The sequence below is a fragment of the Pseudomonas lini genome, from assembly GCF_964063345.1.
GTDB classification, from domain to species: domain Bacteria; phylum Pseudomonadota; class Gammaproteobacteria; order Pseudomonadales; family Pseudomonadaceae; genus Aquipseudomonas; species Aquipseudomonas lini_B.
In genome coordinates, this window is record NZ_OZ061318.1 from 5,968,369 (window position 1) to 5,980,856 (window position 12,488).

Sequence of the window (12,488 nt, forward strand, 5' to 3'; positions counted from 1 at the left end):
GGAGGCACCAGCAAGATGCACGATTACGCGAAGTTTTATATCGACGGTGAATGGGTAGAGGCCGCGACCTCCCAGCGCCAGGAATTGATTGATCCGACTACCGAAGAAGCGTTTGCCACGGTCGCCATGGCGACCGTTGAAGAGGTGGACACTGCCGTGGCCGCAGCTCGGCGTGCATTCAAAAGCTATTCGCAGTCTTCCCTCGATGAGCGTTACGACCTGATCAACCGTATCATCGAAGCCTACGAATTGCGCGCCGATGATTTTGTACAGGCCATTGCGCAAGAGGTGGGTATTCCCTGCAGCGCCCGTGCTCAGGTCATGGGGCCAATCGAACATATGAAGGTCGCTCGCGACCTGTTGAAGACGTACGAGTTCGAGGCGCGAATTGGCAATACGATCGTTCGCCGTGAACCCCTGGGTGTCTGCGCACTGATCTCGCCTTGGAACTGGCCGATCCAGACAACCGTCATCAAGCTGATCTATGCGCTGGCCGCCGGTTGTACAGTCGTATCCAAGTCCAGTATCAACTCTCCGGTCAGCGCTATTTTGCTGACAGAGGTGCTGGATGCCGCGGGCGTACCCAAGGGCGTTTTCAACATGCTCAACGGCTCGGGGCGAGTGATTGGCGAGGCGATGTCGAGGCATCCCGATGTCGACATGGTTTCCTTCACGGGCTCGACCGGTGCCGGTGCGCAGGTAGGCGAGGCAGCGGCACGCACCATCAAGCGCGTGTGTCTGGAGCTGGGCGGGAAGTCGGCGAATATCGTGCTGCGAGACGCCGATCTGGAAAAGGCCGCGCGCTGGAACATTCAGCGCGGCTTCTTCAATACTGGACAATCCTGCCACGCGCCGAGTCGCATGCTGGTGCATGAAAGCCAGGTGGAGCAGATCATTCCGTTTCTGGTCGACGAAGCAAACCGATTCCGTCTCGGAGACCCGCGAGATCCCGCCACGACCATGGGGCCGATTGTCAGCCGGGCACAATTCAACAGCATCCAGCGTCACATACAGTCGGGCATCGATGAGGGGGCACGGCTGATTGTTGGCGGACTGGGGCGCCCCGACGGCTTCGAACGTGGCTTTTTCACCCGTCCGACCGTGTTCGTCGATGTGACGCCGGAGATGACTATTTGCCGGGAAGAGATTTTCGGGCCGGTCTTGGTGGTGGTGCCTTATTCCACCGAGGCGCAGGCATTGGAAATAGCCAATGACTCGCCTTATGGGTTGGGTGGCTATGTATTCGGTGGGGACCGGCGCAAGGCGTATGAGTTCGCCAGCGGCCTGCGTGCCGGGCGTGTTTGTTTTAACGGTGCGCCGACTAACTCGCTGACGCCTATGGGGGGTTACAAGGAATCCGGCATTGGCCGCTCGATGGGTGTTTTCGGGTTGCAAGAGTATCTGGAAATCAAATCGGTCTATGGCTTTGACGAGGAAGCCGCAGCACTGCCGTCGTTGAAGGCCTGATACGACTATCCAAGACCAAACGCTGCCGCACCGATGATTGGCGCGGCACGCCTGCTGTTTGAAGAGAGTATTTATTCATCTGATTAATAGCACCTTGCGAGCTTGCTCACGTGGTTCGCTTGCTGTGCCACGGACGAGCCCAGTAGGGTAAGGCTCGTCTAAAAAAACGACGTTGCAGTTGTTGTTATTGCGAATGGTCAGTTGCCAAAGATTATCCGCAGGTCGTGCTCGGCCAGGTTTTTCACACTGTTTTCAATCGAGGCATTCTTACAATGGAACTCAACGTAAATGGCACTGTGTATGAGGTTGAGGCGGATGCGGATACACCATTGTTATGGGTGATTCGCGACGATATCGGCCTGACCGGAACCAAGTACGGGTGCGGTTTGGCGCAATGCGGCGCCTGTTCGGTCATGGTGGACGGCGTGCTGCTTCGCTCATGCGTTACACCGGTTGAAGGTGTAAAGGGCAAACAGATTCGCACAATCGAAGCCATTGAAGACGACGAGTTGGGCAAACGCGTAGTGGCCGCCTGGGTCAAGCATCAAGTCGCCCAGTGTGGCTATTGCCAGTCTGGCCAGGTAATGGCCGCCACTGCGCTGTTGCAGCGCATTCCCAAACCTTCCCAAGCCGATATTGCTGCCGCCATGACGAATCTCTGCCGTTGCGGCACTTATAACGCGATCAAGACTGCTGTCGATGAGCTTGCTGGTGCTTGAGCACGCGCAATTCGACTGAGCTGCGACGTGCCTGGTGACAATGCCGACGGCTAATCCTGACCACCTTTAATGGAGCAGGGATTGGTCTGCTGCCAGGCCGAGCATTGAATGCAAACACAGGGGAACACTATGTCAAAACTGGATGATTCAATCGCCGAGCGCGGCGTACTCTCCGACGCGCAACCTGTGAACGTCTCTCGCCGCCGTTTTTTGCAGGCATCGGCTGGCGTCACGGCGGGTGCGCTTGTTATCAGCTTCGGAATTCCCCTTGGCCCGTTGCGTGCTGCCGAGCGTGCCCAGGCATTGCCGCCTGGCGCCCGTGTACCGGCGTTCCTGGAGATTCGTCCGGATAATACCGTTCGCCTGCAGAGCCCCTTTATCGAGGGTGGGCAGGGTATTTTCACGGGCATGGCACAGGTCGTGGGTGAGGAGCTCGATATAGATCCAGCCAGCTTTCTGGTGGAGAACGCGGCGCCCGGGAGTGACTTCAAAGTCATGGAAGGTGGCATGCGCTTCACGGGTGGTAGCCGGTCGATGCGCGCGAGCTACATGACCATGCGCCGACTGGGCGCATCGGCGCGCCTGATGCTATTGCAGGCCGCGTCTTCCCACTGGAAGGTGCCTCTGGCGCAGCTAACTACCGAGCCAGGGCGGGTCATTCATGCCGCTTCCAATCGATCGATCACCTACGGTGAACTCGCGCCGCTAACGCTCGATTTGCCCATTCCCGATCCGCAAACCGTTACTCTGCGCGACCCTGCCACATTCCGCTGGATCGGTAAGCCGGTCCAGCGAATAGACGTCTACGACAAATCCACTGGTAAGGCGCAATACACCATCGATACTCGTGTCGAAGGCATGCTCCACGCCGCGGTACAGCATGCGCCGCGCCTGGGTCTGCAAGTGGGGCTGGTGCGCAACGAGGATCAGATCAGAAACCTCAAAGGCGTGCATTCGGTGCACCGTCTTGAAGGGGCAGTGGCGGTGGTTGCGCAACGCTGGTGGGTGGCCAAGCGTGCCGTCGAGGCTCTGCAAGTGGAGTGGACGGAGCCGGGTGGCGATTCAACCGTGCGCTACATGCCGGCTAATTTCGACACCCAGGCCTATGCGGAGCAACTGAGTAAAACCACCGACGCTGGGGATGAGGCCGAACGTGAGGGCGACCTGCAGCAAGGGCTGGCCGGCGCCAAGAAAATCGTCAGCGCGACTTATCATACCCAATACCTCAACCACGCCCAGTTGGAGCCGCCCTCGGCCCTGGCGCGCTTCGGGGCTGAAGGCAATCTCGATTTGTGGCTGCCGAACCAGGCCCCGGATTTGTTTTTGGCCGACGTCGCCAAGCGCACCGGTCTGGACCCTTCCAAAATCACTCTCCACTCTCCGCTGCTGGGTGGCTTTTTCGGCCGGCATTTTTTATACCCGAATGCATCACCTTACCCTCAGGCTATCCAGCTGGCTCAATCCACAGGTCGACCGATCAAGGTGATCTGGAGTCGCGAGGAAGAATTTTTGCGTGACGTGCTTCGTCCTTCCGCCGTAGTGCGCTTTCGCGCCGGCCTGGATGAACAGGGCATACCGGTGGCCTTTGAAGCAATTAGTGCCACGGAAGGGCCAACCGAGGGTATCGCTAACAAACAAGGAGACAAAATCGACCCGACCGCCGTCGAGGGCCTGGCCGGTAAAAAATACGCCATTGCGCATCGTCGGATCGCTCAACTGTACTCGCAGACCCCCGTGATGCTGGGCTACTGGCGTTCAGTCGGGAACTCCATCAATGACTTTATGTATGAAGCTTTTCTGGATGAAGTGGCGGATGCCGGCGGTCAAGACCCCTATGAGCTGCGGGCCAAGCTGCTGCAGGGCAACGATCGGTTAAGCCACCTGCTCAAGACAGTGGCCGACCTGTCCGGGGGGTGGAAACGAGGGCCGTTCACGGCGCAAGACGGCACCAAGCGAGCGAGAGGCGTTGCAATGGCATCGCCATTTGGTACCGAAACGGCGGTGATCGCAGAGGTTTCCATCAGCAACGGAGCCGTGAAGGTTCACGATATCTGGCAGGCAATCGATCCGGGTAGCATCGTCAATCCCGCCATCATCGAGGCTCAGGTCAACTCAGCCGTGGCCCTCGGTTTGTCTCAAACCCTGATCGAACAAGCCATCTACAAAGGTGGCACGCCGGTAGCGCGCAATTACGACCTCTACCGCATTCTCACACCGGAGATGATGGCCAGGGTCCATGTCCGCGTGGTTGAAAGTGGCGCGCCAATGGGCGGAATCGGCGAACCGCCTCTGCCTGCGGTGGCACCGGCGGTTGCTAACGCCGTCTCGCGACTGACCGGTCAACGAATTCGCAGCATGCCTCTATCGCAGTACCGCTTCGACACCTGATGAGGAATGGCTCGTGAATAAAACTATAAAGTATCTGCTGCCAGCAGGCATCGTCGTGGCAGCTGGCTTGGGCTGGTTTGTCAATCGCACGCCATCTTCGCCTTTTGCTGATGAGACAGCTCCCCCGTCGACAGATGCACAACTTGTCCAACGCGGTGAATATGTTGCCAGGCTGAGCGACTGTGTGGCCTGCCATAGCACGCCAAAAAGTGCGCCGTTTGCCGGTGGGTTAGAGATGGCGACCCCGATGGGGTCGATCTATGCCACCAACATTACCCCGGACAAACAAACGGGCATCGGCAACTACAGCCTGGCCGACTTCGATCGCGCAGTACGCAGCGGAGTCGCGGCTGACGGACACAGGCTGTATCCGGCTATGCCGTATCCATCCTATGCCAAGCTCAGCGATGATGATGTGCGGGCGCTTTATGCGTTCTTCATGGCCGGCGTTAAGCCGGCGCAGCAGCAGAATCAGCAAAGCCACATCCCCTGGCCGCTCAACATGCGCTGGCCGCTGGCTTTGTGGAATACCGCGTTTGTCGATGACGATGCCTATCAGGCCAAGCCGTCAGAGGATGCGCTGTGGAACCGCGGCGCCTACATCGTCCAGGGCGCGGGGCATTGCGGTAGTTGCCATACCCCACGAAGCTTGACGATGAACGAGAAGTCGCTGGATGAAAGCAGCGCTACTTTCCTCAGCGGTTCGCTGCTCGATGGGTGGTACGCGCCGAGCCTGCGCCAGGATCCGAACACTGGATTGGGTCGCTGGAGTGAGCAGCAAATCGTCGACTACCTGAAGACCGGACGTAACGCTCACAGCGTGGTCGTGGGCACTATGGCGGAAGTCTTCAACAACTCGACGCAATACATGTCCGACCCGGACCTGAAAGCCATTGCGCATTACCTGGTGTCGTTGCCGGGCGACCCAAAGCGTGACGGGCCGCCATGGAAGCCATCGGCCACACTGGCGGCTGAACAATCACCACCCTTGTCGACACCTGGGGCAGCCAACTATATGGCCAAGTGCAGCAGTTGCCACGGCAGTGACGGCAGCGGGCAGGCGCCATGGATACCTCCTTTGGCAGGCGCATCTTCGTCGATGGTGAAGGAAAGCGCTACGAGCATCAATGCCACCTTGAACGGTTCCGAACGTGTCGTTGCCAATGGCATTCCGGATTCGTATCGCATGCCCCCGTACCGCAACCAACTCTCTGATCAGGAAGTCGCCGATGTACTGACTTTCGTTCGCACGTCATGGGGTAATCAGGGAGGCGCAGTGAAGGCTGACGAGGTGAAGGAACTGCGTGAGCGAACCAATCCGGCCAGCAGCAACCCGATCATCCTGCAGATGCGTTGAGAGAGTAGGGCGAGGGTCCCGCCAAGACCCTCGCTATAGAAACGGAGTGAGTCGGCTATGAGTTACGAGTTTGTGTTCGTTCGTTCGATTGTGTTGACGATCATCATAGGCTTGTTTCTCCTGGTGACTGGTCGCGCCGCCCGCAAGCGGGGTTGCATCGTGGCGTTCTGCGTATTGGCTGCCGCGGTACACCTTATTTGGTGGTGTCTACCCGAACTCAAAGGTGGATGGAGCGAAGCCGGTCGCTGGCTGGTCAGTGCGTGGGTCGGTGCGGTGCTGACGGCCTTGTTCCTGACTCTGCCCGTCGGGCTGTTTCTTGTTGCGCGTGGCCTTCTTGGACGGCGCTCGACCGTCGGCATGCGCGTTCCTCTGACTTTCGTCGCAGTTTCACTGATCGTTGGGATTGGTGTGAGCTTCGGCACCGTCGGAGGCCCAGTGGTTCGCGAAGAAGTGGTCCATGTGAACGGTCTGCCCGAGGGTTTGGACGGACTGCGGGTCGCTAACATAGGTGATGTCCACATCGGGCCTTTCATCGTGCCCGAGGACTTTGCCCAGGCCATCGACATCGTCAATTCGCGTAAGGTGGACTTGCTGGCGATTACGGGTGATCTCATCGACGATCTCAGCCAGCTGGAGCCGACGCTGGACGCTTTGGAGAGAAGTGACGCGCTGCCTGTGCTCTCCATCCTGGGAAATCATGACAAGTACCCTAACGAAGCCGCCGTAGTCGCCGCTTTGCGTGCGCGCGACCCTCGTATCCAGGTACTCATCAACAACAGTGTCGTAGTGCACCCGCGCGGCGTGCCGTTGCGCATTGCTGGCGTAGATTACCCGCTCGCCTCGGATGGACGTCACATGCTTCCGCGGGACGAGCAGGATGCTGCCATGCGCAGGTTCGCAGACCTGGCGTTCGCCGAGGCGTCGCCTGGCGATACGCTCATTGCGCTGTCGCACCATCCTGAGTTCTTTCCCATTGCTGCCTCGCGTGGTGCGGTATTGACCCTGTCCAGCCATACACACGGCGGACAGGTACGACTTTTCGGGCGGCCAGTAATCGTCGCTTACGACTATATGCATGGAATCTATCGTGATGGCGCAGCGTCTCTTGATGTGACCTCGGGACTCGGCCACTGGCTACCCTTGCGTATCGGTGTGCCGCGGGAAATTTCGATCATTACGCTTCGTCGGGCATGATCCAAGCGGAACTCGAGTCAGGAGAGGCGAGAGGCTCGCATCAGGAGACGGGCGCCGCTTTCGACGGCCGGGCAGTTCAGGGAACGTTGTGACCAGCCGCTCGGATAAGCCCGTACCATTCGGGGCGGGTGAGCGGGATATTCGAGCCCGCGGCTGCCTCGACGAGGCGCTCGGGTCTCGTGGTACCCAGCACTACTTGGATGCCGGCGGGGTGACGGGTGATCCAGGCTGTTGCGATTGCGGTCGGAGTGACGTCGTACTTCTCAGCCAATCGTTTGAGTTCGGCATTCAGCTGCGGGTAGTCGGGAGAGTCGAAGAACACCCCATCCTGAAAAGCTTTCTGGAATGGAGACCACGCCTGCAGTGTGATCTTGTTGATCCTCGCATAGTCGACGATGCCGCCGCCGTCACGAGTGATTGAGTCGTCGAAGCCGGTCATGTTCGACGACAGGCCCTGAGCGACGATCGTCGAATGCGTCACCGAAAGCTGGACCTGGTTCGCCAGGATCGGCTGAGTCACGGCCGTCTTGAGCAAATCGATCTGACGGGGAGTATGGTTGGAAACGCCGAACGCGCGAACCTTGCCGGTGGACTCCAGATGGTCGAACGCGCGGGCGACTTCTTCCGGCTCTACGAGTGCGTCGGGACGGTGCAGCAGCAGCACATCCAGGTAGTCGGTACCTAACGCTTTCAGCGACCTCACGGCCGATTCCACGATGTGCTCGTACGACTGATCATAGTGCCACGGGTCGTCAACGATACTGGTCTTGGACTGGAGGAAGATCTGCTCGCGCTCAGCGCTGCTTAGTCGCAGCGCCTCGCCGAACCGGCGCTCGCACAAATGCGGGCCACCGCCGGGATGGTTGAATCCGTAGAGGTCCGCGTGATCGAAAAAATTGATGCCCGATTCGCGCGCCGTGGTGTAGAGCGCGCGGATCTGGTCATCGGTGCTGCCGGCGATGCGCATCATGCCCGCGACGACGTTGGGAACCCGAGTGTCGGTTGATCCTAGTGCTACGGTCTTCATGAGAGCTCCTTATCAGGGCAGTGGTGGGCTGTCGGACGCCTTGCGTGACTGCAATGCATTCACCAAGGCTGGTTCGCGGGGCCAACTGTGAACTCGTTGATTGTCGTGTCATCGGGCTGGTCGATTGCGAAGGCGACAACGTTGGCGATCCGGTCTGGAGAAATGCCGTACTTGTCATAGATGCCCTGCATCTGGTCTAGCGCCTGCTTATCGCTGATTGTCGCCAGCAGTTCAGTGTTGACTGCGGCCGGGTAGATCGTCGCGGTGCGAATGTTATTGCCCTCCATGGCGGACTCCATGCGCAAGACTTCCATGAAGTCGCGCACGAACCACTTCGTACCGCCATAGACGGCGCCGCCCGGATAGGCCTTGAGCCCCGCCACCGACGAGGTGGTGATCACGTGCCCGGACTTCTGTGCCAGGAACACGGGCAGCACGGCCGCTACGCCATTCAGAACACCTTTCACGTTGACATCGATCATCTGGTGCCAGTCTTCGGTCTTCAGGGCGGACAGCGGCGAGTTCGGCATCAGCCCTGCGTTCAGGAAAATGACGTCCACACGGCCGAATGTTTCTTTGGCCAGTTGAACGATGCGGTCGTTTTCCTCTTGCTTTGTCACGTCCAGCATCTGATAAACCACCTGTCCACCGCTCAGGAGAATCTCGTCCGCGATCTGCTTGAGCTTGTCTTCGCGTCGCGCACCGAGCACGATTTTGGCGCCTTTGCTCGCGAGCAGCTTGGCGGTTGCCTCGCCGATTCCGGACGATGCGCCGGTGATGATGACTACTTTGCCTTTGATCATGATTTCTCTCTCTGGATTCTGGCTGCGAAGGAGACGCAGCAGATGATGAGGCGGTATCTCAGGTCGGTGTTGAGCGTGGGGCGACTACTTTGTCAGCGCACGCTGCTCTTGGGAGAACACCACCCGAACATCGCCACGGCCGAGCGCCTGGGCCAGGCCAGTCGGATCGTCCACGCGGCCTAGACGGGTGTATGAGTAAGCTGAGTCGAAGGTCTTGTAAAAGATGACCACGGTGCGCGATCCCCAAAGCATAAGGTCTCCGTTGCGGATCGTGCCGGGCCGGCTCTCACTGGTGGGCAGCGCGTCAGGCAGCTCTTTTTTCTTCTCGTTTCCGTGGAGGTCCTCCATGTCCAGTGTCAGCGGCAGCGTGGCGGCGAATGCGCGAGTGGCCTCGTTGTCGGCCAGTGTGATGGCGAAGCGACGTTCCCCGACGGTCATCCACAGGCGTGATTCATCCGATTTCTTGGGTGCTTGAGTGACATCCTGCTCAGCGGCCACGGGCAGCGCAGTGCTGGCGGCGTGGGCAGGATGGCCGCTGCACAGTGCAAGGAGAAGCAACGGCATTCCAAGCTGTTGCATGGCCCGCCGGTGCCAGGAATGCCTACGGCTTGCAGCGCCAAGAGAGGAGAGAGCGCCGCCTGTACCGACGTCAACGGTTTTGCCCTGCATGTTGTTCTCCTTTGCAATGCGAAAAATGGGCCAGACGCGTTGCCGCGCCTGCACTTGAATTCGTAGGTTTCGAGCGCGAATTAGCGCAGCAATATGGCGCAGATGCTCCTCAGCGAGTGGCCTATTGCCAGTTCTGGTTGCGATCCTCACTGGAAAGTCAGAAGTGCTGAGTGGCATGAATCCATACCGTAGGGCGCGTCATCCCGCTCAGTCGCATCCAGATGCATTGTCCGCCTGGATGCGACTGCCTCAAGACGTCAAGCGGCGCGTGCCGCCGTGGCCAGGTGCTGCGTGAAGAAGGTCGTCAGCTTGTCGAAAGGAATCACGTCCACACGGTCATACAGATCGGTGTGGCTGGCCTCTGGAATGATCATCAGCTCCTTCGGCTGCGCCGCGGCCGCGTAAGCGGTTTCGCTGAAGTAGCGCGAGTGGGCGTTTTCACCGTGGATGAACAGGACCGGGCGTGGAGAAATTTCCGCGATGTAGGTCAGGATCGGCATGTTCATGAACGACAGGGGTGTAGTGATCGTCCACGAGTTGCCCGAGTTGACCGCGCGCGGATGGTGTCCGCGGGTCGTGCTGTAGTAATCGTGATAATCGACCATGAACTGCGCTTCCCCACCCCTCAGTTCGTTGTAGGGGGGCTGGTAAGCAGGGGCACCATTTTCCGCGTCGACCCAACGTTGTGCGCTCAGTTGTTCGAGCCCTTGCGTGCGCTGTTCGAGGGTTACGCTATCGTTGTAGCCCTTGGACATGACGCGGGTCATGTCGTACATGGTGCTGGCGACAACCGCCTTGACGCGCTTATCCAAGGCCACGGCATTCAGCACCATGCCACCCCAACCGCAGATGCCGATGACGCCAATCCGCTCGCGATCAACGGAGGGTTGCAGGCCAAGAGCATCAACTGCCGCGCTCACATCCTCGGTGTTGATGTCTGGCGAGGCGACGTTGCGCGGCTCACCGCTGCTTTCCCCGGTGTAGGATGCATCGAAGGCCAGCGTGACAAAACCGCGCTCGGCCATGGTTTGCGCATAAAGCCCGGAGGCCTGCTCCTTCACCGCGCCAAACGGGCCACAGACGACAATAGCTGCCAGCTTTGCGCTGGCGTTCTTCGGTTGGTACAGGTCGCCCGCCAGGGTGATGCCATAGCGGTTCGTGAAGGTGATCTTCTTATGGTCCACCTTGTCGCTCTTGGCGAAAGTCTTGTCCCATTCCTGTGTCAGTTGCATGTGCGTGCCTTACATGTAGTTGAGATTGTTCCTGCCAGCCTGAATACCCGTCGAGCAGCGGGGGGCTTGTCGTCAGCGTCATAGGCTTTTAGAACCATGGGGAACATGTTTCGTGAATGACGTCGCCCGTCGGGATCGGCTTTGCCAGCTAATGTATGCCTGTCACTGCCCCAAAACATCCCATGAAATTGCAAGCATCTATGCACGCTATTGGATAATCGCGCCCCCAAGTCCCAGGCGGTTCGAAATGGAAAACTACCCCGATGAGTTCATGCTTGTTCGAATGACATATCACCACGCTGCGATGACCATTGATCATCGAGTCCCGTACATGGAAGTATTCGGTCCGCCTGCATCAGCTCAGCCTCGCTATATGACCGGCGGAAAACCCGCCGCAGGCTGCGTTGGTAGCCGATTCGAGTGACTCGGTCTGGGACAGGCGATGGACGAGACCTTGTAGAGGAAATCGGCCAAGTGCTTAACGGACGTGAAAGCTTGTTTGGTCAAGGCTTGTTGGGCTGCGTCGAAAGAGAGATCACAACCTCTGTTTCCGTTCCGGCAGCTTCCTGCTGAAGCTGCTTCTAAACCCGTTCTTCAGGTCTGTAGGGGCAAGAGACCATTTGAAAAATTAGCCGCTGACCGAAAAGTAATACTTCATCCAGGTTGTGGGCTGGTAGGTTTTTCCAAAAGAAAAAATGCAAAGCCCTGAATCGGTAACGGTATTCGTCTCAAGCATGTTGCTTAGTTGTGAGTCGTGCTCGCTCGTAGTTGAGCGGGCACTAAATCACTGTGTTGATGTGCCATCGATGCGCGGTGATTTCTTGTATTGCGTACTTTTATTCATAAGGCCTAGCACGTGGCTGCATGATTGAGCCCACTAAGCTCGTGATACTTTCAAACCATGTATAGATAGCGATTACGCGACGCCTCGCTAATAGCGCTTTTTAGAGCCAAGATGGCTGGAGAGTTATGGAGCTTCAGATTAACGATAAGACCTATCAGGTCGAAGCTGAGGGCGACACAGCCGCTGCTGTGGGTGATTCGTGACGAAATCGGTATGACGGGAACAAACTATACCTGCAATGGGGATTACGGGTGTGGTCTCGCTCAGTGCGTCGCTTGTTCCGTCTTGATCGACGGCGTTGTGGCGCGTTCCTGTGTCATCCTCATTGCAGGTATATACGGCCGCAAGATCACCACGATTGAGGCGATAGAGCAGGATGATGTTGGCCAACGCGTCGTCGCCTCTTGGGGCAAACACCAAGTGGCACAGTGCGGTTATTGCCAGTCTGGCAAAGTGATTGCAACCCCGCAATCGTTGGGCAATGCGCTGATCCCCAGATCGGGATGAGCGGGAAGGGCATACGCAGGTACTTTTCGGCGCTTCGACAGGCAAGCCCTGATCTACGAGCATAAACGTCGCCAGCGTTTGGAAGGCATGACTGACACTCGGCATTTGCCGCAGTATGTCTTGCCCATTAAGCGCCAAGCTATCTCCGGCCAGCGTACTTTCAGGTCGGCACGGTAGAAATCAAAGAAGCCGGCACCCCGTTGAGGGGGTGCAGACAAAACGCGTCGCAGAGCATCACTCTGGAGCCCGGATGCAGATTCACCATCACCTCGCTGTGCAGT

At 58.3% G+C, this 12,488-nt stretch carries 9 protein-coding genes and 1 pseudogene; 6 read left to right on the top strand and 4 right to left on the bottom strand.

Annotated elements, in window-relative coordinates; translation table 11 throughout:
* Positions 1-15 precede the first annotated feature (15 nt).
* From AB3226_RS27245 to AB3226_RS27265, 5 genes are all read left to right on the top strand, one after another.
* Entirely contained in the window at positions 16-1,467 is a 1,452-nt protein-coding gene (locus AB3226_RS27245; protein WP_095973902.1) for an aldehyde dehydrogenase family protein, read from the top strand.
* A 272-nt stretch (positions 1,468-1,739) separates the two neighbouring features.
* Positions 1,740-2,186, top strand: coding sequence for a (2Fe-2S)-binding protein (locus tag AB3226_RS27250; RefSeq protein ID WP_013692840.1), 447 nt, complete (start codon positions 1,740-1,742; stop codon positions 2,184-2,186).
* A gap of 129 nt (positions 2,187-2,315) precedes the next feature.
* Positions 2,316-4,574 (top strand): molybdopterin cofactor-binding domain-containing protein, encoded by a 2,259-nt coding sequence (locus tag AB3226_RS27255; protein ID WP_095973903.1) that lies wholly within the window; start codon positions 2,316-2,318, stop codon positions 4,572-4,574.
* A 13-nt stretch (positions 4,575-4,587) separates the two neighbouring features.
* A complete protein-coding gene (locus tag AB3226_RS27260; protein WP_048393010.1) occupies positions 4,588-5,931 on the top strand; it encodes a cytochrome c in 1,344 nt (447 codons plus the stop codon).
* A 57-nt stretch (positions 5,932-5,988) separates the two neighbouring features.
* Positions 5,989-7,125, top strand: coding sequence for a metallophosphoesterase (locus AB3226_RS27265; protein WP_095058176.1), 1,137 nt, complete (start codon positions 5,989-5,991; stop codon positions 7,123-7,125).
* 76 nt (positions 7,126-7,201) lie between these two features.
* Here AB3226_RS27265 and AB3226_RS27270 read toward each other — a convergent pair whose 3' ends face one another.
* The 4 genes from AB3226_RS27270 to AB3226_RS27285 all read right to left on the bottom strand — a co-directional run bounded on the left by AB3226_RS27270 (position 7,202) and on the right by AB3226_RS27285 (position 10,856).
* Positions 7,202-8,152, bottom strand: a complete 951-nt coding sequence (locus AB3226_RS27270) for an aldo/keto reductase family oxidoreductase (protein WP_048393012.1) — start codon at positions 8,150-8,152, stop codon at positions 7,202-7,204.
* Between the two features lie 59 nt (positions 8,153-8,211).
* Entirely contained in the window at positions 8,212-8,955 is a 744-nt protein-coding gene (locus AB3226_RS27275; protein ID WP_304576085.1) for an SDR family oxidoreductase, read from the bottom strand.
* 84 nt (positions 8,956-9,039) lie between these two features.
* Positions 9,040-9,624: a cyclophilin-like fold protein gene (locus AB3226_RS27280; RefSeq protein WP_231983783.1), complete on the bottom strand. Its 585-nt coding sequence runs from the start codon at positions 9,622-9,624 to the stop codon at positions 9,040-9,042.
* A gap of 257 nt (positions 9,625-9,881) precedes the next feature.
* Positions 9,882-10,856: an alpha/beta hydrolase gene (locus tag AB3226_RS27285; RefSeq protein WP_095058178.1), complete on the bottom strand. Its 975-nt coding sequence runs from the start codon at positions 10,854-10,856 to the stop codon at positions 9,882-9,884.
* A 969-nt stretch (positions 10,857-11,825) separates the two neighbouring features.
* Here AB3226_RS27285 and AB3226_RS27290 point away from each other — a divergent pair.
* A pseudogene (locus AB3226_RS27290) lies at positions 11,826-12,162 on the top strand ((2Fe-2S)-binding protein); the annotation flags it as partial.
* Positions 12,163-12,488: the final 326 nt, after the last annotated feature.